The organism is Streptomyces sp. NPDC096324 (assembly GCF_044763015.1).
In the GTDB taxonomy this organism is placed as follows: Bacteria; Actinomycetota; Actinomycetes; order Streptomycetales; family Streptomycetaceae; genus Streptomyces.
Genome location: NZ_JBIWFK010000010.1, coordinates 69,885 through 96,773, shown reverse-complemented (window position 1 = coordinate 96,773; position 26,889 = coordinate 69,885). Strand labels below are relative to the sequence as shown.

The following is a 26,889-nucleotide window of genomic DNA, read 5'->3' as shown; positions in this document are numbered from 1 at the left end:
GCCCTTCGTTCCCGGCACAAGGCTGCCCGGCCCCGAGCCCTTGGCTGTCCAGTCGCCGCTTGACCTCGGGCAGAGTCCGCAGCCGCATGCCCGGGCTCGCAGCGCATCCTCGCTCGGCGTCCAGCACAGGGTCAGGAGATGCTCCATGCACGCAGTTGACGGCCGATCAGCCCGACTCCCATCGTGCCGGATGCCGCGTCTCTGACCAGGGTGACTGCCTCCTTCGGTGGGTAGTCGAGTCGGTACCCGTTCAAGCCCAGGTACGCCTCTGCGGAGTGCCAGGCGAAGGCCTCGGTGGAGTGCTCCAGAGACGGCAGCCTCACCAGCGTCTGCAGGAGCGCTGCGGCCTTGAGGAAGACAGAGCCGTAGACGTCTCGCTCCAAGGCACGGGCATCGACCCGGGCAACGGCCGCATACAGCGGGCCGAGATCGTCTACCTGCGGATCACCGGGCAGAAGCTCGGCTGCATGCAGCAAGAACGCGACATCGAGAGGGTAGAGCGGTTCGTGCTGTGTCACGCGGCGTGACCCCGCTCCCGCTGCTCCTCAAGAGTCTGCCGCGCAGCCAGCTCGGCAGCACGCTGCTCCCCGCCGGGATCAGCTGTGCCGGCATACTCGGCGAAGACCTCGCCGCTGCGGGACATCGACTCTTTGAAGGCATCGAGAAAGCGTGCCTCTACGGCCGTGGCACGGGCGTATGCAGCGGACAGGATGTACTCCTGGAGGCTGACGCCCTCCTGGCGTGCGGCCGCCTCGATCGCGGCGCGCTGGGTCGGATCGGGAAAGCGTAGGTTCATGGCTTTGGGCTGCGGCATGGTACCGATGGTATCGCCGGTACCGTCGGCTGGCCAGGCGCTCGCGGCACTCCGATCGAGGCTGCTTGCCGCATCGTCATCCTTGAGGACCAGCTCGAAGAAGCCCAGCGCCTCAACGCGCAGAACCGCCGTGCCGCCGGTTCGCCGGACCCCACGGCCCGCGGCCTGAGAATGACACGGCTCGTGCCCGCAACGCGGTGTGCGGTGGGCCGTCAGGCCCCTGCGCATGTATCAGGAGTGGGCACCCGGTCCAAGGGTTGTTGTGTCGTTCGTGTCGGAGAGCGCGATACTCGGGGGCATTGCCGAGGGTCAGGGCCTCGGCAAGGCAGGTGCGCCCCTGGCGCCGTCCGACTACGCCTGCATTGCACGAGGCAGGGACCGGCGGACTGAAAACGCCCGTGTCCGTCTGGCCGGGGCGACAGACGTGGGTCCGGCCGGCGCGAGCCGCCGGACCCACCGCTTACACCGGTGTTGTCAGTGGTCGGAGTAGCTGAAGTCGCCCATGGTCCACGCGCTGACGTCGGCGATGGCGACGCGATACATTCCGCCCGTCTCCGGGATCCCGACCGTGCCCTGCAGGATCCGGGCGACATGGAAGTGCAGATGTGTGGGCGGCCCGTCCTTGGTCGCGGGAGTGCCGAAGACTGCGGAGAACTCGCCCAGGCGGGCCGAGTCCGTCAGCACGTCCGACACCCTCTGCCTCCACACTGCTTCGGGGGCGAGGCGGCCGGTGATGACGGCACCACCGGTGACCACGGTCAGGGACATCTGGTTACTCTGCCCGGACTCCACCAAGGCGGCGACGTCAACGAGCAGCTCGTCAGGCTTGGACATGGGGAGGATTATATTTACTCGTCCCAGAGGCGCTTGACCAGTGGCGACAGGTTCACAGCAGGCGTCACCAGGGTCAGCACAGGCCGGCACTGTTGCCATTCGGCCGCTCCTGGCTTGGCGGCCCGGTGTCCGCAACGGGTGGTACTCCGAATTCCGTTGATCTGAACGCCAATTCTGCCGAGGCCGAGTAGACCGGAGCGCCGTGGGAATGATCAGGACTTCCGCAGGCGTGTACGGATGAACGTGCTCAGGAAGGACTGCGTGTCGCAGCGGGCAACGGAAGGCTGAGGCTGACCCTTGGGCTGTGCGGTCGTCGGTTGGATGACCGGCATCAGGAGGCTGAAGCGCGTGCTTGTTCTGGGTCGCTCGCAGGTCGAGTCCCTGCTCGACATGGACTCGCTGATCGATGCCCTGGCCTCGGCGATGGCAGACTTCAGTGCGGGCCGCGCCTCGGTACCCGACCGTGTCGCCGCGCAGGTGCCGGCACGCGATGGATTCCTGGCGGCTATGCCCGGCTTCCTGCCGTCGGCGGGGGTGCTCATGACCAAACTGGTGTCCCTCTTCCCGCACAACGACGCGGCACGCCTGCCTACACATCAGGCGCTGATCGTGGCGTTCGATCCGGACACCAGCGAGCCCGCCGCCCTGCTGGACGGTACGGCCATCACCGCAGCGCGAACCGGCGCCTGCTCCGCGCTCTCGGCGCGGCTGCCGGCCCGCGAGGACGCGACGGTGCTGGCGGTGCTGGGCACCGGCGTGCAGGCCCGTTCCACGCCCGCGCGATCTGCCGGGTCCGGCCGATCCGGCTGATCCGCGTGGCCGGCCGGGACCTGGTGAAAGCCGCTGCCCTGGCCGAGGAACTCTCAGGAGTTCTGGAGGCCGAAGTTCAGGTCGTGTCCAGCTACGCCGAGGCGCTCGACGGCGCGGACATCGCCGCCGCGACGACGCATGCTGTCGAACCCGTGATCCGCCGCCCCTGGCTGACAACCGGGGTGCACATCACGTCCGTGGGATACAACCCGGCCGGCCGCGAGGTCGACGACGCCACGGTCGCGGAGGCACTGGTGTGCGTCGAACCGCGCCAGGCCGTGCTCGCCCCGCTTCCCGCAGGCAGCAATGACCTGCTCACCCCGATCCGCGACGGCCTCATCACAGCCGATCACGTTGCACGCCGAGCTGGGCGGACTCGTCATGGGCCGCAAGTCGGGGCGCACCGCGCCGGACCAGATCACCCTCTACAAGTCGGTCGGCGTGGCCGTACAGGACGCCGCGGCCCACGGCCCTGGTCGTCGCGTCCGCCCGCGAGCAGTCAATCGGTGAGGAGATCACGCTGCGGTGATGCCGCTGCCAGCGCATGATCGTCCCATCGTGAGCGCGCGGACCTGGTGCGCCTGGTTCGGCTTCCACGATGTGTTCCACGCGCTGACCGTGGCAGCCTTCACCGCGCACTACATCGGCATCTTCCTGGCCGCCACTGACCGCGACCCGAGGCAATATCTGTGACGGGTGAGAGAAGCTTTTCGTAATTCTGGTCGTTTTCCGGGGCGGGCATCATCTTGGCGACCGGTATCGCGCACCGCGGATCCCGGCGAACTGCCCTAAGGAGACATAGCGTGGCGTCAGGCACGGTGAAGTGGTTCAACGCGGCCAAGGGTTTCGGTTTCATCGAGCAGGATGGTGGGGGCGCTGACGTGTTCGCCCACTTCTCGAGCATTGCAGTCGTGGGCTTCCGCGAGCTGCTCGAAGGCCAGAAGGTCACCTTCGACATCGCGCCGAGCCAGAAGGGCCCGGCGGCCGAGAACATCGTTCTCGGCCATCGCTGACATGCGCGCTGCGTAGTCGGGGCTCGCACCGCGGGGTGTGGGCCCCGACTACAAGTATTTCCGTACCGGTGTCACCTGTGGGACAACACCGGCCGTAGCCTTATTCCAGGGATTCCGCGCCTCTTCGGAGCTGTAACCAGTCGATGTCCGGGATCACACGTCCGCATGACGTCACCCATTTCGCCCTTTGCGCCCCGCGCTGGATCCACTGCAAGCCAGATTCGTTTCGCATTCCATTCGGCCCGTTCTTGTAAGTCCCTGCGCTGCCCTTTTGCTGCGGGAATTCCTTGGTACGTGCCGTGTATCAAGGAAGGTTCTCAGCCGGCGGGCAGGACACGGCGGAGCGACTTGTCCAGATCCTTGGCCAGTTCGCTGTCGCTCGGCGGGTCGTGGGTGAAGAGCTTGCCGAGCTCGGTGGTGAAGGTCTGGGTGAACGCTCCGTAGAGCGGGGTGCGCGGTCGGGACACGGCGTCGGTGAGCGCCGGGAGAAGGATGTCAGGGGCGTACCGGGGCCGTCCGTGGGCGTCGCGTGGCATCCGGTCCGTGCTCTCGCCCGACGGCGAGGGGGATGCGGTGGCGCTCGCGGCCGCGGAGGGCGTCTCGGAGCGGCAGGTGACGTCGTCGTTCTGGTAGGCGGACTTGCGTGTGGCGGCGAACCCCGCGTCGAGCAGACACCGTTCGCTCTCCGCGCCGGTCAGGAACCCGATCAGGTCACGCGCCCCGGCCTGCTGTCCGGACGACCGGGTGAGCGCGAGGTTCTGCCCGCCGAGTACCGCCTTGCCGGGCAGCGGCGCCACGCCCAGCTGCGTGCCGCCCAGGGACTGGTGCAGGGTGCGGTAGGCGTACGGCCAGTGGCGCAGGAACGCTGTCCGGCCGTTCGTGAAGTCGGTGAGCGACTCGTCCTCGTCGGAGTGGAGGGCGTCTTTGAGGAGGTACGGGCCTTGGGTGCGGTCGCGTAGTTCCGCGAGGCCGTTCTCCAGATCCTGCACCGAGGCGGTGTAGCGGCCCTGGTCGTCGGTGAGGGTGACGGCGTCCTGGGCGGACGCGAATGCTTCCACGCCGTTGACCGTGCGACCCTCGTAGGCGCCGAGCTGTGCGGTCCAGCCCTTCTCGTAACCCCTCGGCCTGTCCTTGCCGCTCGACTCGTCGAGCGTGTCGATCAGTTCTTTCAGCTTCGCCCAGTCCAGGCCCTCGCTCAGGTCGGTGTTCTGGACTCCCGCCTTCTTCAGGTAGTCGGTGCGGTAGTAGAGCAGCCCGACATCGCTGTTGAACGGGACCGCGTAGACCTCTCCGTTCCACCGGGCGGTAACGGCCACCGACGGGATGACGTCCGAGTCCACCATGCCCTTGGGCAGCGGGCGGATCAGCCCCGCCTCGGCGAACTCCGGTACCCATGTGACGTCGAGGTTGATGACGTCGTACTGCGCGCTGTCGGACTGGAGCGCCCCGAGGAGCTGGCTGCGCTGTTGGTCCGCCGAGCCCGGGAGTTCCACCAGGCGGGCGTGGCGGCCCGTGTGCAGCCGGTCCTGTCGCGCGTTCCAGGTGTCGATGAGCTGCTGGCGGACGCCGCCCTTGCCCGTGACGTCCCGCCCGCTGGCCACGACGATGTCCCCGGAACTGTCGGGAACGGCTGTGGTACCGGACGACGCGGGGGCGCTGCCGCCGGTGCAGGCGGCGCAGGCCGTGAGCAGCGCGGCCAGCACCCATCGCAGGGCCGGTGTCCGCGATCGCATCACTCGTCCCCCGTTCCGGTTCGGGCGACCTCGTCGCGCAGGCCCGCGACGAGGTCGCCCTTGGTGTCCAGGCAGCGTCCGCCGCTCGCTTCGGCGATGCGCGCGTCCGGCTTGTCCCGGTCGCAACCGCCGCTGTCGAGGGCTGCCATGAGCACCGGAATCCCCGTTCTCTTCACCGAGTCGGAGAGAACGTCCAGTCCTTTGCCGGTGAAATGATTGTTGTCCTCGTCGTCGGTGACGTACACGATCAGCTGGGGGTGCTCGTCGTCCTTGCCCCGCCCGGCCATGAACTGCAGGGCGGCCCTCAGCGCGCCGTCCGGGTCGGACTCGGCGTCACGGACCGCTGCCTTCTCGTCGATCGTCTTCTCGGCGTCCACCCGCCGGTGGCGGCCGAAGGGCAGCAGCACGCCCGACGTTCGGCCACCACCTGAGGTCACGGACCAGACTCCGTACTCGTCCTGGTCACCGAGGCCTGCGAGCGACTGTTTGAGGATGCCGGGGGCGCCGCCCGGCCCCTCCCAGAGATCACCCATCGAACCGGAGCTGTCGAGCAGGAACAGAACCTGGCCGGGGCCGTTGGCGTTGCGGTAGTTCCGCAGAGCTGAGGCCATCGTGTCGGCATCGGCGGGGCCGGGCAGCCGTCCGGGGTGGGCGACGGTCCCGGTGTCCGTTTCGGGCGTGGTGAGGAAGTCATGAGCGCCTGAAACCCTGCGGAAGCCGTCTTCGCCGAAGACGTCCAGACCGCCGGCGGGCTTCCCGGCCGTGCCGCCGCCGTGAGTGAGCCAGACCTGGAAGCGACTGACGGCCTCGTCGCGAGCCGCCCGGTCGCGGTCGGCGTCCTGCCAGCGCACGCGGACGAAGGTGGGGTCGAGGGCCGGCACGTCCGCGGGGTACTCGGCCGTCCGCCGACTGCGCGTCGTCCGGTCGCAGTCGACACCGCTGACCATCAGGAACTCGGGGACGAGTGCGGCGGTGCGGCTGTCGGTCCTGCTGTCGTCCGGCAGCGTGCACAGCAGATCGGAGGCCGTGAGCGAGGGCGGTCCCGACTGCGCCACGCCTGCTTCGGCTTCGCTCACCCCGCTCGCGCCGGTGCCGTACAGGCCTATGGTCGCCAGCAGCGCGGAATCCGTGTACTCGGGGTCCGGGCGTCGCAGGTCGGCGTCCTTCCGCTGTCGGGTGAGAAGCTCCCTGAGTGTGGTGAGCGGATTCCCCGTCCGGTTGCCTACCGAGGCCTCGGCGATGTTCTGCGGCACGGACAGCACCATCGGCGAGTAGGCGAACGGGCCGTCAGGTTCCAGCGCCAGGTACTTCCGGGGTGGCTCCACCGGTTGTGCCCGGGCCACGCTCCCGGAGGATGCCGGAATCCAGATGTCCGGCTGCGGGCCGATGTCGCGCTGGGGGTCGAGGTCGTCGCTGACAGGGCGCTGCCAGGGGTCGGACTGGTCGTGGAAGCCCGCCGCGGCCTGTGCCGAGCCCGCGCTGTACACCGTGATGCCGCTGCGCCGGCAGCCACCGTGTGTGGTGTTCGCTGTGGATGTCAGGTAGGCGTCCGCGGCTTTGCGCACGGTGGATTCGATGTCCGGATCGGTGAGCAGCCGCAGTTCGAGGGGCGGGCCGCAGGACGACTGGTCGGAGCCGGTGTCGGCCAGGGCCAGGTAGCCGCCGATGCCCGCGGCTGTGACGAGGGCCGTGGCGACCGCCGCCTGGCTGGGCCTGCGCCGCAGCCACATCAGCACCCGGTCGGCGGCCGCCGGCACGGCCAGGGTCCAGGAGCGAAGCCTGGTGAACAGGTTTTGCCACCACGGCAGTCCACCGGTGCCTCCGCTCGCCTCCGCCGGTCGGTCCGGTTGCCGAGGCTGCCCCGGCTGTGGCGAACCGGACCACTGATCCCGGTCGCCGCCGGACTCCGCCGACCTGTCGGCTGCCGTTTTCGAGGCATCCCGCGGCGGTGTCGCGGAAGCCGGCGGAGTCTGCGGGATCGCGGCCGAGGGTGCGGTCGGTTCCCCGCCGGAACGGCCGGCGAGGAGGAGGAGGTCGGTGTCGCCCCAACTCTGCGGCTCCCACGGCTCGTTGCGCAGGGTCCGGTGGTGGGTGCGCATGTGCGCTGTGAGCGCCTCCGACAGATCATGGAACGACAGGTCGGTGTCCCGGCTGTCGATGCCCTCCTCCAGCAGCCGCGCAAGCCGGGCCGTGAACGGCGTGGGCGTCGTGTCGCTCCCCGTGTCGATCCGGTTGTTCGCCTGCACGCTCATCAGCACGGAGAAGCGACGCCGGGCGGCGAGCGCCTCGCACACCTGGGCGGCGTTGCCCGCGTTGCAGCAGTCGAGGACGATGACCACGTGCCGGGCCCGGCTCGTGGCGAGCACGGTCAGCACGCTGGAAAAGGGGTCGGCGCCCGGGAAGACAGCTCGGCTGCCCGGTACGACGCGCGCGTTGCGCATCTGCAGCCAGAGTTCGTCGCCCGCGCTGGGCACGGCCCCGTGACCCGCGAAGTAGAAGAGGAGCAGTCCTTCGGCCTCGTCGGCGGCGGTGCGCAGCGACTCGCTGAACGGGTCCAGGTACGGCGACCGGGAGACGACGATCTCTCCCTTGCGGAAGACGCCGCTGTGCAGCAACGCCTCTTCCAGGACAGGGAGGTTGTACGCCACGGCAGCGAGGGCGCCGGGGACGCCGTGCGGGTCGTTCGGCCGCGTGGAGTCGTACGCGGACACGCCGATCAGCAGTGCCCGGTTCACCTCTCCACGCGGGTCGAAGCGGAGCACCGGTCTACCTCTCGTCGAGGTTCACCGGGTCGACGTCGTAGTCGGGTGGATCGCCGCTCTCCACGGAACGGCGGTTTTCGTACCAGGCTTTGACGCCTCTTCCCACCTGCCTCAGCACAGTGTCGAACAGGGTCTGCGCGGCCGCCCCGGAGAGCAGCATGAGGATCTCGATGCCGGCGCCCATGGGCGTGCCGTGTTCGTCTGTGCCCTGCTCGTCGGTTCCGGCGCTCTCCTGGATCCGCAGATCCCCGTTTCTGACCAGGTCCTCCAGCGGCTTCTCTCGCTCCAGCCACTTCTTCAGAGCGCCGATGTCGCTCTGATTCGCGGTGCCGTCCAGCCGGACCCGGATCGCGCGGGTGGGCACATCCTCCCCCTCAGTCATAACTCATCATCATGGCATGGCTGTTGGCGCCGAGGGAGGGGTGCGCCGGGAACGTGCCGGTCTCGGATGCGGGCCGCAGCTCGCAGGACCTGGTCACCGTCTTAAACACCGCCGAGTCGCTCGGCTACGGCTCGGCCGCCGGGTGGGCGGGGTCGATGACGCGGGTCTCTTCGTCCGAGGCGTCGCCCGTGCCGGACGCCGGCACGACCGTCGGAGATCCGGTGCCGCTGCACCGCAGGTACACGCTGCGGCGGTCGCCGATGCTCACCATCCGCGCGGAGTCGCCCGAGCCGCCTGATGCCGCGACGGGCGGAGCGAAGGCGCTTGGCCGCGGGTTGAGTGAGGTCGAGAAGGAGAGTGCAGGAACGAAGGCCTCACGTACCGGATGGAGGGCGCCGAAGCCCTCCCCCGACTCGGCGCGATCGCCGCGTCCCTACAGCTCCGCACCGGTGGATGCTCCGGCTGCACGAAGGTCGGCACGTGCCGACCGCTGGCCAGGCTGCCTCTACCAGCGGGGGACCGACGAGAAACTCATACTGCCAGCATGGAGGTTACGGATCATGACTTCCGCCGCACAACCCTGACCCCGTCCAGCGAACCGGTCATCCTCATCATCGGCCGACGTCCGGCAGACCACCCGGCCAGCGCATTGGCGGTACCGCTGACTGCAGCGTCGATCCAGGACGACGAGTTCCAGATCATCGCCGACCTGGAGGAGGCTGCCGAGGGCGCCCGGCACCACCGTCCAGCCCGCCTGGGCGGGTGACCTTCCGTCCACGCCCCTGGTACGACTCCGGCAATGGAGGTCTCCGCAGGACTGGCGGAGCAGGAATCGCGTGGTTGCGCGCTCAGGGGGTAACGGATCTACCAGGAGATCCCGGCAGGGCCGTCGGCTGGAAGGGGTGCCCCGTGGAACGCACCGGCTGGCTGCTCACCCCCGCTCAGCGGGGGAATCCCGCGTCGCGGGTGGACCGCCGTCATGCCGACGGTGCGGCGTGGTCCACAGGCAACGACGTCCGCCCCCTGGTACACGGGGCGGTGTACTTCGCCGAGCTGCTCGCGGCCGTGCGGGCGCAGCGGGCCGGCGACATGTTGATGTTCACGGACTGGCGGGGTGACCCTGACGAGCTGCTGGACGGTCCGAAGCGCGCTATCGGCGACGTGTTGTGCGACGCAGCACGCCGTGGTGTCGTCGTGAAGGGGCTGGTGTGGCGCTCGCACCTGGATCGGTTCCAGTTCAGCGAACAGGAGAACTACCACCTGGGGGAGGAGATCGAGGAGGCGGGAGGGGAGTGCCTGCTCGACATGCGGGTGCGGCCGGGCGGCTCGCACCATCAAAAGTTCGTGGTGCTGCGCCACCCGGGTCGACCCGAGCGGGACGTCGCCTTCGTCGGCGGGATCGATCTGTGCCACAGCCGTCGGGACGACGCCACTCATCAGGGTGACCCGCTGGCGCAACGCATCGCCGATGCCTACGGTTCCCGGCCGCCCTGGCACGATGTTCAGCTGGCGGTGCACGGGCCCGCCGTCGGCGATGTCGAGGCCACGTTCCGTGAACGGTGGACGGACCCGGCTCCGCTCAGTCGCAGCCCCCGCAGCCGGCTGCGGGCGGCACTCCGGGGCGAGGACACACGGGCGGATCCGCTCCCGGCACAGCAACCCGACCCGGGCCCCCGCGGTTCCCACACGGTCCAGATCCTGCGCACCTACCCGAACCGCCTCCTCAGGGGCTATCCGTTCGCTCCCGACGGTGAACGCAGCATCGCCCGCGCCTACATCAAGTCCCTGCGGCGGGCACGCCGGCTGATCTACCTAGAGGACCAGTACTTGTGGTCGGAGAGTGCCGTTCAGCCGTTCGCTCAGGCTCTCGGGGATCATCCGGACCTGCGGATGATCGCCGTCCTGCCGCCACTGCCGGATCAGGAAGGGCGGATCAGCACACCGATGAATCTGCTGGGCCGGATCCGGGCCCTGGAAGTCCTGCGACGGGCCGGCGGTGACCGGGTGGCCGTCTACAGCCTGGAGAATCACGCCGGGACGCCCGTGTACGTCCACGCCAAGGTCTGTGTCATCGACGATGTCTGGGCCTCGGTCGGTTCCGACAACGTCAACCGGCGCTCCTGGACGCACGATTCGGAACTCAGCTGCGCTGTCCTCGACGAGACCCGTGACTCCCGTGAACCGATGGACCCCGGCGGCCTGGGTGACGGCGCCCGCGTCTTCGCGCGCGAGCTGCGGTTGTCGTTGAATCTCGAACACCTTGACCGCGACGGGGACGGGGAAGCAGCCGCACTCTGCGACCCGGGCCGCGCCTTTGCTACCTACGCCGAATCGGCCGCCGCTTTGGACGCGTGGCACGACGGCGGCCGTCACGGTCCGCGACCACCGGGACGGCTGCGCACCTATCACCCGCCGCATCTGTCCCGCATGACGCGGGTCCTGACCGACCCGCTCTACCGGGTCGTCGCCGATCCCGACGGCCGCCCGCGCTCCCTGCGCCGGCAGGGTGCCTACTGACGGTGTCCCGGACGGGTGAGGTGACCCCCAGGCCGCGAGGGTAAGGCTACGTTCTTGCTGGTACTGCCGTTCGAACTCGGCAGGTGAAGGGCACTCCCACCTGACCCCAGCAGTCGGTACCTCTCCTCGTAGTAGAGGTCGAGCGCGGACACGACCAGGAAGTCCAGCAGCGCCACCCACGCGTGCCGCGACTTCGACCACGCCCCGTTCTCCCCTCGTCGCACATGCACATGGGCGCCCGGGTAGTCGCAGCCCAGCGCACGGGAGTCCGGCAGCAGATGCATGTCGCTGCGCCACAGCCTGGCCGCTGCGCAGCCGGACCCTGCTCACGAGCAGAGCAACGACGAGCCGGTCCCGCGGGCTGTGGCACGCGCCGAACATGGCCACCAACTCGGTGTCCTCGGCCCGGTCTACCCGCGCCTCCGGCTCGCGCAACGAGTGCGCCGGCCGCAGCCGGTGGAACAGGCCGCCGTACCGACGGTCACCAAGGCCGCCCATGCCGCCTGTGGGACATGCTGGAAGAGCGTGCCGGGCCCGAACCGCATGCCTGGATGGCGGGAGGTCGACCCGCCGCCGGCCGGGCGTTCCTGCGCGGCGCAGGCGCGGCTTCAGCTATGGGCGGCTGATGCGGCCGTCAGGTCGGCGAAGTCCCCGAGCATGTGTGAGGTGTGCGCGTGTCGGCCCGTGACAAGGTGGAAGGTTCGCGCGGTCGCGTGTACCAGCACGCTCCCGCTCTGCAGCACCGGGCACCCCAGGACTCGCGCTGCCTGCGCGAGCGATGCTGCGGCAGGGTGGGAGTCGAGGTCGCAGATCCACAAGTCGCTGCGCAACGACTTGATGAGCCCCCGGGTCACTTGGTCGGAACTGCCTGCGTGGGGGAGGGCGGTGACGAGTCCGTCGGCCTGCTTCAGGTGATAGTCGAGAGTCTCGACCGGATAGGCCTTGGCGGGGCAGTTCTCCGTGTGCCGGTTCACGGCTTCGGCCAGAGCCGAGGCCTGAGCCGGGGCGGTGTCGATCACGGCCAGGTGTTTCACGCCGTGCTCAGCGAGCGCGTGGGCGACGGACACGCCGATGCCCGTCGCGCCGACCTGTACGACCCGGGAAAGACCGGCGCTCGGAAGACCCCACCCGAATGCGGCGGTGAAGGCCTCCATCCCGGTGTCGTGGCCGGTGGTCCGGCCGTCCGTCCCGTAGACGACGGTGGTGACCGTGCCCGTTCTGGCCGCGGCCCGGGACAGCCCGTCCAGGGCGGCCCCCAGGTGATCGGCGGAGGTAGCCAAGCTGAGCCCCGAGAACCCGAACGTTTTGCAGTCGCTCAGCAGCGTGCCGAAATCCCCCCGGCTGCCCAGGCGCCGGCACACGTAGCGCAGCTTGTGGCGCTTTGCTTCGCGCCTGTGGAGCTCGGAGCTGACCGAGAACTCCGCTCCCGGCGCAATCATCCCGACCAGGTACGAGTGCTGGTTCATTCCGGCTCCACACAAGTAATGTACGAACTAGTTCGTTATCCATATCAGGATCGGCGCGCTGCGGGAAGTGGCAAGGATGCCTGGACAGCGCCGAGGACGCGTTGCGCCTCCGGTCGGGGGCGGGCCATAGGCGTTCACATGGGTACGTCCGCCTCACCGGACATGCACCGATCGCATGACGCCGACCGCGCGCGGCACGAGATTCTCGCGGCCGCCCGGGGGAAGTTCACGGTAGCCGGGTACGCCGGCGCGGCATGCCCGTCCTCGGCCAGCAAGCGGGCTGTCTCCATGCCGGCGGGACCGCCGCCGATCACCAGGACGCGGGCCGGGGCCGTACGGCGCCGGGTGTTTCGCGCCTCCTCCCGGCCGGCGCGGGCATTCACACTGCATCCGATGGGCTGGTTGTCGTGCAGTTCGTCGATGCACCGGTTGCAGACGATGCAGGGCCGGTAGGCGGCGCCGGAGAGAACGCGCTGGGGGAAGGCCGGGTCGGCGTGCAGGGTTCTGGCGAGGGACACGAAGTCCGCCTGACCCGACGCCACGATGCGCGCCGCAGCCCGGGCGGAGTTGATGCGCCCGGCCACACCGACCGGCAGCCCGCAATGCCGGCGGCAGCGCTGCGCGAAGGGGGCCAGAACCCCAGATTCCCATTCACCCGGATGGACGATCCATTCGCCGGCCTCGTACGAGCCGACGGAAACGTCGAGGAAATCCAGGCGGTCGAGCGGGATCTCGTTCATGAGGGCGAACGTGGCATCGGCGGACGGGACGGAGCGACAGGCTGGTGTCCGCTGACGGCCCGCTGGGTGGTGCGGCCTCCGTGGTTCAGTTCCGTGCCGATGAGGGCACCGTGATGGTGGACGGCGTCCGTCAGCGTCCTCAGCCCGGACACATGGCGGTCGTCGTCCAGGGCGAGCTGCCGGGGCCGTCCCTTGCCGTCGGCGCGGACGTACCCGGCTTCGGTGTGCACGAGCGCGGCGCCGCCCGCAGCCCGTGCACCGAGATAGGCGATGTACCGCTCGGTGACTGATCCGTCCTCGGCGCAGTAGTTGCGTTCCATGGGCGCGGCGACGAACCGGTTCCTCAGCTGCAGGGGGCCCACCTTTAGCGAAGTCGCCAGTACAGCCCGTGGATCGGTGGTCGGTGTGTCAGTCGTGGCGGCATTCACAGACCCAGATACACCTCCCGCACCCGCGGGTCGTGACTGAGCTGTGCGGAGGTGCCGCGCATGGCGACCTGACCGTTCTCCATCACGATGCAGTGACTGGTCACCCCGAACGTGAGCTTGGCGTTCTGCTCCACAAGAAGCAGACTCAGACCTTCTTCGCGCAGCCGCAGCAGCACGTCGAGGATGTTGCCGACGAGCTTCGGCGACAGACCCATGGACGGCTCGTCCAGCACCAGCAGACGCGGCCGGGTCATGAGCGCGCGGCCGATGGCGAGCATCTGCTGCTGGCCGCCGGACAGCGCCCCTGCCAGACGCTCGCGCATCTCCCTCAGCACCGGGAAGAGAGCGTAGATCTCCTCGAGTTGCCGGTGGGTCTCCTTGTCCCAGGCACGGGAGTAGGCGCCGAGAAGGAGATTCTTCTCGACAGACAGCCCGGGAAAGACATGCCGGCCCTCGGGGACGTAGCCGATACCGTGGCGGACCATGTCGCGGGCCTTGACGCGGGTGAGGTCCTTGCCGCCGAGGCGAATGCGGCCGCCGCTGCGCGGGACCAGCCCCATGAGCGCCTTGAGCGTGGAGGTCTTGCCGGCGCCGTTGGCGCCGATGATGCCGACGGACTGGCCCGGCTCCACGCTGAAGTCGATGGAGCTGACGGCCTGGACGCCGCCATAGTGCACGCTCAGTTCCCGCACGCTCAGGCACTCTGCGGCGTTGCCTGCGATGACCTTCACGAGGTCGCCTCCTTCGTACGGTCAGGCTGGTGGGCGCCTTCGGGAGCGACCATGCCGAGCTCAGCCAGGTCGGAGTCGCCGAGATAGGCCTCGATGACCTCCGGCGCGGTCACGACCTGCGAAGGAGTGCCCTCCGCGATGACGTTCCCGCTGGACAGGACGGTGACCTTCTCGCACAGCGACATCACCAGCCCCATGTTGTGCTCGATGAGGATCACCGTGGTGCCGCTGTCCCTGATCGAGCGGACGATGCGGATGAGCTGCTGGGCCTCCTCGCCGTTGAGCCCGGCGGCCGGTTCGTCGAGCAGCAGCAGCCTCGGCCGCGCCGCCATGGCACGGGCGATCTCGATACGGCGCTGGATGCCGTACGGCAGGGCTGTGGGGTCGGTGTCCGCGAAGTCCGCGAGCCCGAAACGCTCCAGCACCTCGTCCGCCTGCGCCCGCAGCCGACGCTCGTGCGCCCACACTCCCGGCTGCCATACGGCGTACTGCCAGATCGACCGGGTGCGGCTGCGGTCGAGCGCGACGAGAACGTTCTCCCGCACGGTCAGCTGCCCGAACAGACGCAGGTTCTGGAACGTGCGGGACAGACCCGCCAGCGACAGGACATAGGGCCGGGCGGTGGTGGTGTCGCTGCCGGCGAAGCGGACCGTGCCCGCGGTTGCCCGGTAGAAGCCGCTGATCACGTTGAACAGCGTCGTCTTCCCGGAGCCGTTGGGACCCACGATCCCCCGGATCTCGCCCTCGTTCACGACGAGAGACACCTCATTGAGCGCGCGCAGCCCGCGGAACTGCTTGGTGACGCCTTCCACCGCCAGCAGCACGTCCGCAGTGTCAGGACGCTCGATGGGGGAGTAGGGCGTGAAGGGCCGCAGCTCGGCGCGGACGGACTCCCGGACGCGCCGCCGCTCGTACACACCGCGCAGCCGCTCCGGGACCCCGGCGAGACCGGTCGGCGCGAACACGACCATGAGGACGACGACGATCCCGTAGCCGAGTTGAGCGTAGGTGGAGAAGTCCGAGAGCCATTCCCGGACCAGGGTCAGTCCGATGGCTCCGACCACACAGCCGACCAGGGACCGGCGGCCGCCGATGATGACCATCGCCAGCAGGATGAACATGTTCCCGATGGAGAACGTCTCTGGTGCCACGTAGCGGATGAGTCCCGAGTAGAGGACTCCGGCGAGGCCGCCGTAGAGACTGGCCAGGAGGAAGGCCGTCATCCGTAGCAGCGGGATCTCCGCACCCATCGCCCCGGCCGCCAGGGAGTCGTCGCGCATGGCGCGCAGGCGCCGACCGAGAGAGGTGCGGACGACGAAGAGGCCGAAGAGGAGCGAGAGGCCGAAGACCACGGCTTCCAGGTAGTAGTAGAGGTACTCGCTCGAGAGATCGATACCGGGCAGCGTGGGCCCGGGGACGCCGGAGATGCCGTCGGCGCCGCCCGAGATGTGGGCGTTGGTGATCCAGTTGATGAATCCGAGGGCGAGACCGAGGGTCACGATCCCCAGGTAGTGCGACTGCATCCGCAGGGCCGGCACGCCGACGAACAGGCCAATGATGACGGTGGCCAGGACCGCGAGCGGGGCCGCCGCCCAGAACCCGTACCCATAGTGGGTGGTGAGGACGGCCACCGTGTAGGCGCCGACGCCGAAGAACGCGACCTGGGCGAGGTTGATCTGGCCGGAGATGCCCATCGCCAGGCCCATCCCGATCGCCAGCAGGGCGTAGATGAGAGCGATGTTCACGACGTGGACGGTGTAGCTCCCCAGACCGTAGGGGAGTACCCAGGCGGCGACGATGATCGCGCCTGTCGTGCCGATGCGGGTCCTCATGCGCGGCTGACCGTCCTCTCGCCGAAGATCCCCGTGGGCCGGATCATGATCGCCACGGTGAAGACCAGGAAGGTGACCAGGACCGAGTAGCCCTGGAAGTGGCCGGCGGCGTAGGAGTCGAGGACGCCTATGGCCACGCCGCCCACCACCGCCCCCTGGATCGAGCCGAAACCGCCGAGCATCGCCGCGGCGAAACCCTTGATGCCCAGCGCCCCGCCCAGGGAGGCGTCGACGTAGAGCATGGGGCCGACCAGGCCGCCCGCGAGGGCGGCCAGTCCGGCTCCGATGGCGAAGGCCAGGGCGTTGCTGCGGCCCACGTCGATCCCCACGGCGGTGGCCGCTTCGTGGTCCATCGCGACCGCCTGCATGGCCGCGCCGCGTTTGGTGCGGGACAGGAAGAAGGCCAGAGCGACGACGGCGATGGCGGCGACCGCCATGACCAGCAGGTCGTAGGTGCGTACCCGGATTCCGAGGATGTCCAGGGGCGCGGCGTGCAGGGGTGAGGGGACGGCACGGCCGGTGGTGCCCCAGATCAGGACGGCGACCGCCTGCAGCACGATGCCGAAGCCGATCGTGCCGATGAGCATGAGGTCGAAGTCCTTGTTCTCCAGCGGGCGCAGCACCCGCTCGATGACCAGGCCGATGGCACCGGTGACCACGATGGCGGTCACCATGGCCGCGGCGAAGGGCAGCTTCGAGGTGAGATAGAAGGTGGACGCGGCGTACGCGCCGATCATGGCGATGTCCGCGTGCGCGAAGTTGACCAGCCCCATCGTGCGGTAGACGAGGGAGAAGCCCATCGCGACCAGGGCGTACACGGCCCCGAGACTCAGACCGCTGACGAGCGTTTGCAGGGTGTCTTGCACGTCGTCCCTCAGTTCTGCGCGACGAGCGCGCCGGACTTGATGACTCCGATGCTGGTCCGGGTGATGCCGACACCGTCGGCGCCGTACCGGAACTGCCCGAGCAGGCCGTCGTACTGGGTCGCGCGGATCGCGTCGGCGAGCTTCTTGCCGGTGGCCACCTTGCTGTTCTTCAGCGCGGTGAGCAGGATGCTGGTGCCGTCGTAGGCCTTGGCGCCGTGCAGTTCGGCGTCCTCGCCGTAGGCGGTCTTGTAGGCGGCGGCGAACTTCTGTGCCGCGGGGCCGGAGTCGTTGCTCAGGTAGGGCGAGCTGACGATGGTCCCCTCTGCCGCTTCCTTGCCGGCGGTCTCGGTGAACACCGGCGTGCCCTGCGGCGCCGCACCCGCGAACGGGGCGGTGATACCGAGGTCACGGGCCTGCTTGACGATCAGGCCGGCCTCGACCTCTTCCGAGCCGATGAATATCACCTGCGGCTTCTTGGCGCGGATCTTGGTGAGGGCGGCGCTGAAGTCCTTCTGATCCGTGGTGACGACCTGGTCGGTGACCGGGGTGACGCCGAGGTCCTTGGCGGCCTTGGTGAACGCGTCGTGCTCGCCCGTACCGAAGGAACCGTTGTTCGTGATCATGGCGATCTTCTTGTAGCCCTTGTCCTGCACCAGATGCTTGGCCAGCGTGGTGTCGTAGGTGGTGCTGGTCGGGCCGTTGAGGAACAGGAACTCGCTCTTCACAGCCACGAGTCCGTCGGACTGGCCGGAGGTGATGTTGGGGATGCCCTCCTGCTTCAGGACCGGTGCCATGGCGATGGTGACGGCGCTCTCGGCGGTGCCGATCATCGCGATGTAGTGCTCGCTCGCGATCTTCCGGGCCAGGTTGGTGCCCGTGGTGGGGTCGCCCTGGTCGTCGAACGACTTCAGCTGGATCTTGCGGCCGTTGATGCCGCCCTTCTTGTTCCACTCGTCGACGGCGAGCTTGGCGCCCTTGTACTCCCAGTTCCCCAGAGAGGAGAGCTGGCCGCTGCGGGCGTTGATGACGGCGATCTTGATGGGGCCCGAGTCGGAGCCGCCGCCCTTGTCGGAGTCGCCGGGTGCGCTGCAGGCCGTGAGGGTCGCGGCCACGGCGATGGCGGCGGTGAGCAGGGTGCGTGGAGCCGAAGGCTGGGAGATGCGGGACATGATGGTCACCTCGTCGGTGTCGGTGGGTCGGCGGGCGGGAGTGGGGGGAGGCGACGCGAGCCCCGCCGACCCGTGATGCCGGGGCCGGCGGGCGTTGCACGGATGGGATCAGAAAGTGTCGGCAGGGAAGCGGCCGGCGTAGATGTCCTTGATGTTCCAGTGGCCCGGGGTGGGCACGGGCTCGTTGACCATGGGGACGTCGAGGACGGCCGGACGTCGGCGGGCGATGGCGTCATCGAGCGCCTTGCGCAGGTCCGAGGGCGCGTTGACGGCGTAGCCGTCGGCGCCGCAGGACTCGCCGTACCGCGCGAAGTCCGGGCTGTAGGGCCGGCCCTCGGCGTCGGTGAACTCGCAGCCGTAGGAGCGCCCGAAGGACGATGCCTGCAGATCGGCGATGGTTCCGTGGGCGCGGTTGTTCATCACCACGAAGATGACGGGCGCACCCTGCTCGACCGCCATCGGCACCGCGGGCAGCTGCGCGCTCATGCCGCCGTCACCGATGAGAGCGACAACGACGCGCTCGGGCCGGGCGATCTGCACGCCGACGGCCGCGGCCGGGCCGAAGCCCATGGTGGAGGCGCCTCCCGGAGTGATGAAGCGGCCTTCCTCGGGCAGCTCGTAGCACTGCGCGACGCCGTTCTTGTTCCAGCCGACGTCGGTGACCAGGATCGCGTCGTTCGGCAGGGCCTCGCGCAGGTCGGTCAGGATCCGCTGGGGCCGCAGCGGGAAGGTGTCGCTGCGACCGGCCTCGCGTGCCGCGTCGAACACACCCTTTCGCGCGGCGGCGATGCTCTCGCGCAGGCCCGGACGGGATACGGGCGTGCCCTGGCGGGCCCTCACCGCTGCACCGATCCTCTCCAGGGCGAGTTCCACGTCCGCCACCGCACCGATGTGAACGGGGTAGTTGCGGCCGATCTCGGCGGGGTCGATGTCGATCTGCAGCAGTCGGCTCGGCGGGAAGTTCCAGGTGTACGTCGCGTCCCACGAACTGGAGTCGGTCTCGGCGAAGCGGGTGGCCAGCGCCAGGACGACGTCGGCGCCCTTGGTGCGTTCGTGGGTGCTCTCCAGTCCCCAGAAGCCGGGCATGCCCAACAGCAGGGGATGACGGTCGGAGACGACGCCCTTGCCCATCAGGGAGTGGGCGAGCGGAACGTCGAGGTGCTCGGCGAGGGCCAGCAGTTCGGCGCGGGCACGAGGGCTGCGCAGCCCGCCGCCGAAGTAGATCAGAGGCCGCTGCGCCCGCAGCAGTTCCTGGGCGATCCGGTCGGCGGTCGCCTCGTCCAGACCGGACCGGCCGAGGTGTCCGGGCAGCGGATGGCCACCGTCATAGGGCGCGACCGGCCGGTTGAACAGGTCCATCGGAACATTGATCAGAACAGTCCCGGGCCGGCCGCTGACAGCGGTGAAGAAGGCCCGCTCGGTGACACGCGGGATGTCCTGGACCCGCTGGACCGCCCAGGTGCGCTTGCAGAAGGGCCGGAAGATCGCGGTCTGGTCGGCGTCGGCGTGGAGGTTGACCTCCTGGTGCGGGTGCCGGCCGTAGTAGTAGGAGGGGATGTCGCCGGTGATGACGACCAGCGGCACGGAGTCCAGTGCGGCCGTGGCGACGCCGGTGACGGCGTTCATCATGCCCGGCCCCACATGGGTGAGCAGCACTCCGGGGTGGCCGGTGGCCCGGGCGTAGCCGTCCGCCGCGTGGGCAGCGGCCTGTTCGTGCCGGGCGATCACGAACTCGATCGAGCTCGGGCCGAGTGCGTCGAGCAGGGCGATGTTGGTGTGCCCGCAGGTGCCGAAGACGTACTCCACGCCGTAGGACTCGAGCTGGGCGACGAGGGCTTCGGCGGCGGTCACTGTGGTCACGAGTTCTCCTTGGGCAGCTCGCGGCTGTCGCCCCAGATGGACAGTCCGCGCAGTACGAGGGTCTTGACGACGGTGTAGTCCTCGATGAGCCACCGAGGGGCCTCGCGGCCGAATCCGGAGTCCTTCACACCGCCGAACGGAACATGGTCGAGACGGAAGTTGGAGGTCCCGTTCACGATGAGTCCGCCGACCTCCAGGCGCCGCCAGGCGGTGAGGATGCGCGTGATGTCGTGGGTGAACAGGCCGGCCTGCAGTCCGTACCGGCTGGCGTTGCACTGATCGAGGACGGTGTCGAAGTCGTCGAAGGGCAGGACGGCGACCAGCGCGCCGAACACCTCGTGCACGACCACGGAGGCGTGGACTGGTGGGTCGGCGACGATGGTGGGGGCGGCGGTGGCGCCGTCGCGGGTGCCGCCGCGGATCACACTCGCGCCCAGCCGGCGTGCCTCGCGCGACCAGGCCACCACGCGTTCGGCCGCGTTCTCGTCGACCATGGAACCGACATCGGTGCTCTCGTCGAGAGGATCACCGACGACCAGCGCGTCGACCGCCGCGGTGAAGGCGTCGAGGAACTCGGCGTAGCGGGACCTGTGGACGTAGACGCGCTGCACGGAGATGCAGCTCTGACCGGAGTTGCTGTAGCCGGTGCGGGCACTGATCCCGGCGGCCGCCACGGCGTCGGCGTCCTCGCACACGATCGTGGCGGCGTTGCCGCCCAGTTCCAGGGCCAGCCGCTTTCGGCCCGCGGCGCGGGCCACGGCGGCACCGGTGTCGGCGCTGCCGGTGAAGCTGATGACGCTGACCGGATCGGCGGCGCACAGGGCGGCACCGACGTCACCGCCGCCGTGCAGCAGCTGGACCGCCTGGTGGGGCATGCCGCTCTCCAGGAGGAGGGCGACGACGGCGGCCGAGACGGCCGGCGCCTGCGGCGGGGCCTTGACCAGGGTGGTGTTGCCCGCTGCGAAGGAGGCGCCGAGCTTGTGGGCGAGGAGGTTGGCCGGGGCGTTGAACGGCGTGATGGCCAGTGCCACTCCGGCGGGCGCCCGGTAGGTGAACGCGGTGTTGCCGATGCCGGTGTTCCAGCCTGCAACGGGCAGGGTCTCGCCGTCGATGCGGCGGGCCTCGGCCGCGCAGACCGCGAACGTCGAGGCCACCCGTTCGATCTCGGTGCGGCTGTCCTTGACGGGTTTGCCCAGCTCAAGGGCGAGAAGGCGGGCGAGTCGGTCGCGGTGGGCGAGCGCGTTGCGTGAGGCGGCCTCCAGGATGTCGGCCCGGGCGGCGGGCGCGAGGTCGGCCATCTGCCGCGCGTATGTGCCGGCCTGCGCGACCGCGGTGTCGATCTCACGCTCGGTCGCGGCAGGGGCGCGGCTGACGGTGCGCCTCAGATAGGGGCCGGTGCGATCCGTGGGAGGGCCTTCACCGCCCCAGGACCCGGAGAGGTAGGGGAGAGCCTCGACCACGTCGTTCTGGTCGGCGGCCTTGAGGAGGTCTTGCAGCATCACATCTCCAGAAAAAACCATCTGATGGTTTCCATGGACTGCTCTGTGGACTGGCGTGTAACGTACGGGCGCCGAGAGGCCGTGGCAATAGGTCGGCGTGAGGAAGTTGAAACCAGCGGTTTTCGAATGGACCTTGGCTGGTGGAAGCTGTCCCTTCGAGTGCCGAGCCCGCCAACGGGCCGAGCGGCCGACCACTGACGAAGGAGAGCGCATGGACACGGAGCAAGGACAAGGCGGCGTACGCAGCGTGCGCCGGGCTCTGGACATCCTGTCGCTGCTGACCGAAGATCAGCCCACCGTTCCCCTCAAGGACATGGTCGATGCGACCGGCCTGCCCAAGACGACCGTGGTGCGCCTCGTCCAGACGCTGGAGCAGTACGGACTGCTGTGGGCGACGCCCGGCGGCTACACGGCCGGGCCGGGCCTGTGGCGCTGGGCCCATCTGGCCCACACCAGCTGGGAGTTGCCGCCGGACACGCAGAAGCTGTTGCGTGAACTGGTCGACCGGCGCGGCGAGACGGCGAATCTGATGATCCGCCGCGACATCCACCGTGTCTGCGTCGCACAGCAGGAAAGCCCTCAGCCTCTGCGGCATGTGGTGCGCGTGGGAGACGAACTGCCCTTGTGGGCCGGCGCTTCGTCGAAGGTGCTGCTCATCGGGGCCACCGATGGGTTGCTGCAACGGGTCGCCGCCGCCTCCCCGCACGGCGTGGCCCATGTGCAGCAACTGAGGCTGTGGGCCGACGAGGCCGCCGGCCACGGATACGCCACCAGCCACGGCGAGCGCGACATCGGCCTCACCGCCGTCGCCGTGCCCATCCGCACCCAGTCGGGCGTCACGGTCGCCTCCCTTTCGCTGAGCGGCCCCAGCGCGCGCATCACCGAGCAGGACATCGAGGTGTTCGCGGACGACCTGCGTGAGACAGCCGCACGCATCGCCTCGCAGGGCTTCCACCACCCCCTGGGGCCGCGCACCTAACCACGCCGGCAGCGGCGCCGCAGCAGGCGCCGCTGGAAGGAGACGTCACATGCACGTTCGCCCACTAGATGGAATACGCGTTCTGGATCTCACGAACGTGCTGGCAGGCCCCTACTGCAGCTACCAGCTCATGCTCATGGGCGCCGAAGTGGTCAAGATCGAACGCCCGGGCCAGGGTGATCTGGCCCGGAACCTGGGCCCCGACCCCTCCCTCAACCGGGACGGTGTCGGGGCGTCCTTCCTCGCCCAGAACGCGGGCAAGAGCTCACTGGAGCTCGATCTCAAGGACACCGCCGACCGGGCTCTCTTCGAACGGCTCCTGTCCGGGGCGGACGTCCTGCTGGAGAACTTCCGGGCCGGTGTCCTGGAGCGGATGGGCTACGGCGCGGAACGCCTCGCCCAGCTCAACGGGCGTCTCGTCTACTGCTCCATCTCCGGCTTCGGGCAGGACGGCCCGATGAGCGACGCGCCGGCCTACGACCAGATCGTCCAGGGCCTCACCGGCATGATGAGCATCACCGGCACACCCGACACCGCGCCCCAGCGTGTGGGCTTCCCCGTCTGTGACACCACCGGCGGGCTGATGGCAGCCTTCGCCATCAGCGCCGCACTCCTCCACCGTGAACGCACCGGGCACGGCAGCCGTCTCGACGTCTCGATGCTGGAGGCGTCGCTGTCCACCATGGGCTGGGCCGTCTCCAACTATCTGGTCAGCGGGATCCCGCCCGAACCGCTCAGCGACCAGAACCCCACCGCGGCCCCCTCAGGCACCTTCCACGCCCTGGACGGACCGCTCAACATCGCGGCGAACCAGCAGCGCCAGTTCGAGGCGCTGTGCCGGCTGGCCGGCGCACCAGAACTGATCACCGATGACCGTTTCGGCGAACGGGAACAGCGCAAGATCCATCGCGACGAGCTCAACACCGCCCTGAACGAGGCACTGTCGAGCCGTCCGGCCGCGGACTGGGAGCGCGAGCTGAACGCGGCCGGTGTGCCCGCCGCCCGGGTGCTCACCGTGCCCCAGGCCCTGGAACAGCCGCAACTGGCACATCGGAACTTCATCACCGGTCTCGGCCATCCAGGACGTCCCGGACGGCCACTGCGCGTCGTCGGCAACGGCGTCCTCGTCGACGGGGACGCCTTCGGCCCGCCCTCCCCGCCGCCGCTGCTGGGCGAACACAACGCCCTCCGTGAGGAGATCGCGAGCCGCTGGCTCGACGCGGCCGCCCGGACAGCCGGAGAGGCCGCCGCGTCATGACCAGTGCTCACGACGACGCCAGTGAGGCCGCACAGTGGTGGGCCACCGCGGTCAGCCACATCGAGCCCGGCAGCATCGAACTGCGCGACCACCCGGTGCAGGACCTCATCGGCACGGCAAGCCTGGTCGACATCATCTGGTTGATGCTGCGCGCAACCGTACCCGCGCCACGTGAATCGTCCCTGCTCGAGGCCGCGTTGGTCGCCGGTGTCGACCACGGACCCCAGGCCCCCTCCATCGCGGCCGCCCGGATGGCGGCCACCTGCGGAGTCGGCCTCAACAACGCGGTCGCCACCGGCGTGAACATGCTGGGCGACGCCCACGGCGGGGCGGGCCAGCAGTGCGTGGAGATGCTCACCGACATCCGCGACCTGCACGCCTCGGGCGGCAGCTGGCAGCAGGCGGCCCAAGAGGTCATGGCCGAGTGGCAGAGCCGCTCGCGCTACCTTCCGGGCTTCGGCCACCGCTTCCACCCCGTCGACCCGCGGCGCGACCCGCTGATCCGGCTCGTCCAGCACGCGGTCTCCGACAACGTCGTCGGCGGCGATTTCCTCCATGCCGCCCTCGCGGTCGAGGCAATCCTCAAACGACGCCGCGTGGGCGCCCGGCCCGTTCCGATGAACATCGACGGAGCCACCGCCGTCATCTACGCCGAGCTGGGCTTCTCCGCCCCGCTCGCCCGCGGCCTGTTCGTCCTCAGCCGCTCGGTGGGCATCCTGGCGCACGCGTGGGAGGAGAGCGGGCAGGGCCGCCGTAACAAGGGCCCGATCCCGCGCACCGTGCTGCCGGCCCGCCTGCCCCAGCCGAAAGACGCGTGAACAATCCGCGTCACATCTCTTGCCACACCCTCGACGCATCCCTAACGTAGCTTTCCGCCAATCGGCAACCATCGTACGGACCATCCGAACCGTACAGCGGACCATGATCCGCCCCGCAGCTTCCCTCCCCCCACTTGAGACTCCGCAGCCCCGCCACTGACGGGTACTTCAGGACTCGTCATGAAAGAGGGACCATGGACAGACGCAGCTTCCTCACCTCGACCGCGGCCGGAACAGCCACCACCGTCGCCCTGCTGGGCGGCGCACCGACCCAGGCCGACGCAGCGGACAACCTGGCGCGGCCGGTACCCGACCAGGCCCACGCCGCCACCGGCACGAACTACCCCAAGGTCGGCGGCAACCTCGGGAACCACAGCTACTCCTCGCTCAAGAAGATCACCGCCGGCAACGTCCGCAAGCTCGGCGGCGCCTGGCACATCAACCTGGAGAACGGCTCCACCTCCTCCGCCCAGCAGTGCGCCGTCATCGCCCAGGACGGCGTGCTCTACCTGGCCACCACCCAGCAGAACGTCTTCGCCGTCGACGGCCGCACCGGCCAGCTGAAGTGGAAGACGAACGTCGGCACCGACACCACCAACATGCGCGGCCTCGCCCTCGGCGAAGGCCTCGCGTTCACCATCTCCGGCGACAACAAGGTCCTCGGCCTCAACCAGAAGACCGGCGCCGTCGTGTGGAGCCGCGAGTTGATGGTCGAGGACCAGGGCGACCCGGACTGCGACCCGGCCTCCGGCCAGTGCGGCGGCAGCAAGGGCGGCCTCGCCGGAGCCGCCGTGTACTGGGACGGACTCGTCTACATCGGCACCCAGGGCAGCACCGCGGGCGCCCGCGGCCGCGCCTACGCCCTCAACGCCCGCACCGGCGAAATCGCCTGGGTCTTCTGGGGCACCCCGGGCCCGGGAGAATACGGACACGACACCTGGGAGGGCGACACCTGGAAGACCGGCGGCGCCGTCTGCTGGATCCACCCCGCCCTCGACCCCGAACTGGGCATCGTCTACTGGACGTTCGGCAACCCCTACCCCCGCACCGACGGCTCCACCCGCGGCGGCGACAACCTCTTCGCCAACTGCCTGGTCGCCATGGACGCCAAGACCGGCGAGCGGCGCTGGCACTTCCAGTCCGTCCACCACGACATCTGGGACTACGACGGTGTCATGTCCCCCGTCCTCGCCGACATCCTGATCAAGGGCAAGAAGCGCAAGATCGTCGTCTACGGCAGCAAGACGGGCATGTACTACATGCTCGACCGCGCCACCGGCGAGCCGATCCACGGCATGGAGGAGCGCCCGGTGCCGCAGCACGCGGCCCAGAAGACCGCCCCCACCCAGCCGTTCCCCGGCGGCGAGCCCTTCGTCGAGACCGAGCCCCGCATCGACAAGGCCACCCGCCCGGTGCCCTTCTACCCGACCGGCGGCCTCTTCGAGGCCCACTGGGATCGCGCCACCATCATCTTCCCCGGCGCGGGCGGCGGCGCCGACTGGTCCTCCCCGTCCTTCAGTCACCGCACCGGCCTGGTCTACGTCGGCTACGGACTCATCAACTCCGCCTACTCCAACACCCACGGCGGCCGCGTCAACACCGCACGACCCCTCGGCGAGTACTTCGCCGGCGGCCTCGCCGCCGTTGACCCGCGCACCAACAAGGTCGCCTGGCGCCAGGAAGGCGAGTGGTCCCTCGCCCACGGCAACGGCGTCCTCAGCACCGCCGGCGGCGTGCTCTTCCAGGGCCGGCCCGACGGCGTGCTCACCGCCCTCGACGACCGCAACGGCAACGAACTGTGGACCTGGCAGTGCGGCGCGGGCGTCAACACCAACCCGCTGACCTACGAGATCGACGGCGAGCAGTACATCGCCGTCCTCGCGGGGGGAAACGGCCTGCCCTACCCGGACATCCCCAGGGGCGACCACCTGTGGGCGTTCAAGCTCGGCGGCACCGTGCAGCCGGCCACCGCGCCCACCCCGCCGTCCAAGCGCAACCAGATCCGGACCGCCGCCGTGACCGGCGACACCGCCAAGAACACCATCACCTTGGGCCGGACCTGGGACAGCACGAAGAATGCCCCCGGTGCCACCGAGAACCTCGTGGCCCAGAACGCCATGGCACCGCAGCACCTGAGCATCGCCAAGGGCACCACGGTCACCTTCGTCAACCCCGCGGACAACAAGTCCGCGCACGGCGCGGTCTCCTTCTTCGAGGCCGAGTTCGACTCCGGACTGCTCATGCCGGGCCAGTCCTACTCGTACACCTTCAACACCCCCGGCGAGTACTTCTACAACGACCCGATCGCCCCGCAGAACACCGGAAAGATCGTCGTCCGGTAGCAGCCCGCCCACTGCCCCGCGTTCTCCCAGCGGCAA

26 protein-coding genes and 2 pseudogenes are annotated in these 26,889 nt (G+C 69.3%); 11 read left to right on the top strand and 17 right to left on the bottom strand.

Annotated elements, in window-relative coordinates:
- Positions 1–131 precede the first annotated feature (131 nt).
- Together ACIQ7M_RS27455 and ACIQ7M_RS27450 are read right to left on the bottom strand one after the other, a co-directional pair.
- The gene (locus ACIQ7M_RS27455) at positions 132–518 is read right to left on the bottom strand and encodes a fic family toxin-antitoxin system, toxin component (RefSeq protein WP_403649186.1); all 387 of its coding nucleotides are present in this window, start codon (positions 516–518) and stop codon (positions 132–134) included.
- Positions 515–814 (bottom strand): DUF1778 domain-containing protein, encoded by a 300-nt coding sequence (locus tag ACIQ7M_RS27450; RefSeq protein ID WP_403649183.1) that lies wholly within the window; start codon positions 812–814, stop codon positions 515–517. The genes ACIQ7M_RS27455 and ACIQ7M_RS27450 overlap by 4 nt, the downstream gene beginning before the upstream one ends.
- Before the next feature lie 42 nt (positions 815–856).
- On the opposite strand from ACIQ7M_RS27450, the pseudogene ACIQ7M_RS27445 reads away from it, so the two are divergent.
- Positions 857–973, top strand: a pseudogene (locus ACIQ7M_RS27445) (MerR family transcriptional regulator); the annotation flags it as partial.
- Positions 974–1,288: 315 nt separating this feature from the next.
- Here the strand turns inward: ACIQ7M_RS27445 and ACIQ7M_RS27440 are convergent.
- Positions 1,289–1,648 (bottom strand): hypothetical protein, encoded by a 360-nt coding sequence (locus tag ACIQ7M_RS27440; RefSeq protein ID WP_403649180.1) that lies wholly within the window; start codon positions 1,646–1,648, stop codon positions 1,289–1,291.
- A gap of 321 nt (positions 1,649–1,969) precedes the next feature.
- Here ACIQ7M_RS27440 and ACIQ7M_RS27435 point away from each other — a divergent pair.
- From ACIQ7M_RS27435 to ACIQ7M_RS27420, 4 genes and pseudogenes are all read left to right on the top strand, one after another.
- Positions 1,970–2,664: pseudogene (locus ACIQ7M_RS27435) on the top strand (ornithine cyclodeaminase family protein); the annotation flags it as partial.
- Between the two features lie 100 nt (positions 2,665–2,764).
- Positions 2,765–2,968: a hypothetical protein gene (locus ACIQ7M_RS27430; RefSeq protein WP_403649737.1), complete on the top strand. Its 204-nt coding sequence runs from the start codon at positions 2,765–2,767 to the stop codon at positions 2,966–2,968.
- A gap of 48 nt (positions 2,969–3,016) precedes the next feature.
- The gene (locus ACIQ7M_RS27425) at positions 3,017–3,151 is read left to right on the top strand and encodes a hypothetical protein (protein ID WP_403649761.1); all 135 of its coding nucleotides are present in this window, start codon (positions 3,017–3,019) and stop codon (positions 3,149–3,151) included.
- Between the two features lie 110 nt (positions 3,152–3,261).
- A complete protein-coding gene (locus ACIQ7M_RS27420) occupies positions 3,262–3,471 on the top strand; it encodes a cold-shock protein (RefSeq protein WP_403649177.1) in 210 nt (69 codons plus the stop codon).
- Between the two features lie 317 nt (positions 3,472–3,788).
- Here ACIQ7M_RS27420 and ACIQ7M_RS27415 read toward each other — a convergent pair whose 3' ends face one another.
- The 4 genes from ACIQ7M_RS27415 to ACIQ7M_RS27400 all read right to left on the bottom strand — a co-directional run bounded on the left by ACIQ7M_RS27415 (position 3,789) and on the right by ACIQ7M_RS27400 (position 8,619).
- Positions 3,789–5,204: an extracellular solute-binding protein gene (locus ACIQ7M_RS27415; protein WP_403649174.1), complete on the bottom strand. Its 1,416-nt coding sequence runs from the start codon at positions 5,202–5,204 to the stop codon at positions 3,789–3,791.
- Positions 5,204–7,966, bottom strand: coding sequence for a VWA domain-containing protein (locus ACIQ7M_RS27410; protein WP_403649171.1), 2,763 nt, complete (start codon positions 7,964–7,966; stop codon positions 5,204–5,206). Before ACIQ7M_RS27410 ends, ACIQ7M_RS27415 begins: the two co-directional genes overlap by 1 nt.
- A 4-nt stretch (positions 7,967–7,970) precedes the next feature.
- Complete coding sequence (locus ACIQ7M_RS27405) at positions 7,971–8,348, bottom strand: hypothetical protein (RefSeq protein WP_403649168.1); 378 nt, start codon at positions 8,346–8,348, stop codon at positions 7,971–7,973.
- Between the two features lie 124 nt (positions 8,349–8,472).
- Entirely contained in the window at positions 8,473–8,619 is a 147-nt protein-coding gene (locus ACIQ7M_RS27400; protein ID WP_403649165.1) for a hypothetical protein, read from the bottom strand.
- Positions 8,620–8,892: 273 nt separating this feature from the next.
- Here ACIQ7M_RS27400 and ACIQ7M_RS27395 point away from each other — a divergent pair, with 273 nt between their 5' ends.
- Together ACIQ7M_RS27395 and ACIQ7M_RS27390 are read left to right on the top strand one after the other, a co-directional pair.
- Complete coding sequence (locus tag ACIQ7M_RS27395; RefSeq protein WP_403649163.1) at positions 8,893–9,114, top strand: hypothetical protein; 222 nt, start codon at positions 8,893–8,895, stop codon at positions 9,112–9,114.
- Positions 9,115–9,257: 143 nt separating this feature from the next.
- A complete protein-coding gene (locus tag ACIQ7M_RS27390) occupies positions 9,258–10,865 on the top strand; it encodes a phospholipase D family protein (RefSeq protein WP_403649160.1) in 1,608 nt (535 codons plus the stop codon).
- Here the strand turns inward: ACIQ7M_RS27390 and ACIQ7M_RS27385 are convergent.
- From ACIQ7M_RS27385 to ACIQ7M_RS27340, 10 genes are all read right to left on the bottom strand, one after another.
- Entirely contained in the window at positions 10,859–11,149 is a 291-nt protein-coding gene (locus tag ACIQ7M_RS27385; RefSeq protein WP_403649157.1) for a hypothetical protein, read from the bottom strand. The genes ACIQ7M_RS27390 and ACIQ7M_RS27385 overlap by 7 nt on opposite strands.
- Before the next feature lie 324 nt (positions 11,150–11,473).
- Positions 11,474–12,331: a hypothetical protein gene (locus ACIQ7M_RS27380; RefSeq protein WP_403649154.1), complete on the bottom strand. Its 858-nt coding sequence runs from the start codon at positions 12,329–12,331 to the stop codon at positions 11,474–11,476.
- A gap of 134 nt (positions 12,332–12,465) precedes the next feature.
- The gene (locus tag ACIQ7M_RS27375) at positions 12,466–13,071 is read right to left on the bottom strand and encodes a hypothetical protein (protein WP_403649151.1); all 606 of its coding nucleotides are present in this window, start codon (positions 13,069–13,071) and stop codon (positions 12,466–12,468) included.
- Positions 13,068–13,433 carry a hypothetical protein gene (locus ACIQ7M_RS27370; RefSeq protein WP_403649149.1) on the bottom strand — a complete coding sequence of 122 codons (366 nt, stop codon included), beginning with the start codon at positions 13,431–13,433 and terminating at the stop codon, positions 13,068–13,070. The genes ACIQ7M_RS27375 and ACIQ7M_RS27370 overlap by 4 nt, the downstream gene beginning before the upstream one ends.
- Positions 13,434–13,495: 62 nt before the next feature.
- Positions 13,496–14,230 (bottom strand): ABC transporter ATP-binding protein, encoded by a 735-nt coding sequence (locus ACIQ7M_RS27365; RefSeq protein WP_403649146.1) that lies wholly within the window; start codon positions 14,228–14,230, stop codon positions 13,496–13,498.
- Complete coding sequence (locus ACIQ7M_RS27360; protein WP_403649143.1) at positions 14,227–16,062, bottom strand: ATP-binding cassette domain-containing protein; 1,836 nt, start codon at positions 16,060–16,062, stop codon at positions 14,227–14,229. The genes ACIQ7M_RS27365 and ACIQ7M_RS27360 overlap by 4 nt, the downstream gene beginning before the upstream one ends.
- Complete coding sequence (locus tag ACIQ7M_RS27355) at positions 16,059–16,928, bottom strand: branched-chain amino acid ABC transporter permease (protein WP_403649140.1); 870 nt, start codon at positions 16,926–16,928, stop codon at positions 16,059–16,061. Before ACIQ7M_RS27355 ends, ACIQ7M_RS27360 begins: the two co-directional genes overlap by 4 nt.
- A gap of 8 nt (positions 16,929–16,936) precedes the next feature.
- Positions 16,937–18,097 (bottom strand): ABC transporter substrate-binding protein, encoded by a 1,161-nt coding sequence (locus ACIQ7M_RS27350; RefSeq protein ID WP_403649137.1) that lies wholly within the window; start codon positions 18,095–18,097, stop codon positions 16,937–16,939.
- 108 nt (positions 18,098–18,205) lie between these two features.
- Positions 18,206–19,957: a thiamine pyrophosphate-binding protein gene (locus ACIQ7M_RS27345; protein WP_403649134.1), complete on the bottom strand. Its 1,752-nt coding sequence runs from the start codon at positions 19,955–19,957 to the stop codon at positions 18,206–18,208.
- Positions 19,954–21,456 (bottom strand): aldehyde dehydrogenase family protein, encoded by a 1,503-nt coding sequence (locus ACIQ7M_RS27340; protein ID WP_403649131.1) that lies wholly within the window; start codon positions 21,454–21,456, stop codon positions 19,954–19,956. The genes ACIQ7M_RS27345 and ACIQ7M_RS27340 overlap by 4 nt, the downstream gene beginning before the upstream one ends.
- Positions 21,457–21,667: 211 nt before the next feature.
- Between ACIQ7M_RS27340 and ACIQ7M_RS27335 the strand changes: the two genes are divergently transcribed.
- From ACIQ7M_RS27335 to ACIQ7M_RS27320, 4 genes are all read left to right on the top strand, one after another.
- Positions 21,668–22,435, top strand: a complete 768-nt coding sequence (locus ACIQ7M_RS27335; RefSeq protein ID WP_389506528.1) for an IclR family transcriptional regulator — start codon at positions 21,668–21,670, stop codon at positions 22,433–22,435.
- A 49-nt stretch (positions 22,436–22,484) separates the two neighbouring features.
- Entirely contained in the window at positions 22,485–23,693 is a 1,209-nt protein-coding gene (locus ACIQ7M_RS27330) for a CaiB/BaiF CoA transferase family protein (protein WP_403649128.1), read from the top strand.
- The gene (locus ACIQ7M_RS27325) at positions 23,690–24,511 is read left to right on the top strand and encodes a citryl-CoA lyase (protein WP_403649124.1); all 822 of its coding nucleotides are present in this window, start codon (positions 23,690–23,692) and stop codon (positions 24,509–24,511) included. The genes ACIQ7M_RS27330 and ACIQ7M_RS27325 overlap by 4 nt, the downstream gene beginning before the upstream one ends.
- Before the next feature lie 194 nt (positions 24,512–24,705).
- Positions 24,706–26,853, top strand: coding sequence for a PQQ-binding-like beta-propeller repeat protein (locus ACIQ7M_RS27320; protein ID WP_403649122.1), 2,148 nt, complete (start codon positions 24,706–24,708; stop codon positions 26,851–26,853).
- Positions 26,854–26,889: the final 36 nt, after the last annotated feature.

Coding starts and splice junctions, on each gene's coding strand:
- ACIQ7M_RS27405 (WP_403649168.1), bottom strand. CDS start 8,348: ATGACTGAGGGGGAGGATGTGCCCACCCGCGCGATCCGGGTCCGGCTG.
- ACIQ7M_RS27340 (WP_403649131.1), bottom strand. CDS start 21,456: ATGCTGCAAGACCTCCTCAAGGCCGCCGACCAGAACGACGTGGTCGAG.
- ACIQ7M_RS27360 (WP_403649143.1), bottom strand. CDS start 16,062: ATGAGGACCCGCATCGGCACGACAGGCGCGATCATCGTCGCCGCCTGG.
- ACIQ7M_RS27430 (WP_403649737.1), top strand. CDS start 2,765: ATGACCTGCTCACCCCGATCCGCGACGGCCTCATCACAGCCGATCACG.
- ACIQ7M_RS27395 (WP_403649163.1), top strand. CDS start 8,893: ATGGAGGTTACGGATCATGACTTCCGCCGCACAACCCTGACCCCGTCC.
- ACIQ7M_RS27415 (WP_403649174.1), bottom strand. CDS start 5,204: ATGCGATCGCGGACACCGGCCCTGCGATGGGTGCTGGCCGCGCTGCTC.
- ACIQ7M_RS27325 (WP_403649124.1), top strand. CDS start 23,690: ATGACCAGTGCTCACGACGACGCCAGTGAGGCCGCACAGTGGTGGGCC.
- ACIQ7M_RS27385 (WP_403649157.1), bottom strand. CDS start 11,149: ATGCATCTGCTGCCGGACTCCCGTGCGCTGGGCTGCGACTACCCGGGC.
- ACIQ7M_RS27375 (WP_403649151.1), bottom strand. CDS start 13,071: ATGAACGAGATCCCGCTCGACCGCCTGGATTTCCTCGACGTTTCCGTC.
- ACIQ7M_RS27320 (WP_403649122.1), top strand. CDS start 24,706: ATGGACAGACGCAGCTTCCTCACCTCGACCGCGGCCGGAACAGCCACC.
- ACIQ7M_RS27335 (WP_389506528.1), top strand. CDS start 21,668: ATGGACACGGAGCAAGGACAAGGCGGCGTACGCAGCGTGCGCCGGGCT.
- ACIQ7M_RS27400 (WP_403649165.1), bottom strand. CDS start 8,619: ATGGTGAGCATCGGCGACCGCCGCAGCGTGTACCTGCGGTGCAGCGGC.
- ACIQ7M_RS27450 (WP_403649183.1), bottom strand. CDS start 814: ATGCCGCAGCCCAAAGCCATGAACCTACGCTTTCCCGATCCGACCCAG.
- ACIQ7M_RS27380 (WP_403649154.1), bottom strand. CDS start 12,331: ATGAACCAGCACTCGTACCTGGTCGGGATGATTGCGCCGGGAGCGGAG.
- ACIQ7M_RS27330 (WP_403649128.1), top strand. CDS start 22,485: ATGCACGTTCGCCCACTAGATGGAATACGCGTTCTGGATCTCACGAAC.
- ACIQ7M_RS27350 (WP_403649137.1), bottom strand. CDS start 18,097: ATGTCCCGCATCTCCCAGCCTTCGGCTCCACGCACCCTGCTCACCGCC.
- ACIQ7M_RS27440 (WP_403649180.1), bottom strand. CDS start 1,648: ATGTCCAAGCCTGACGAGCTGCTCGTTGACGTCGCCGCCTTGGTGGAG.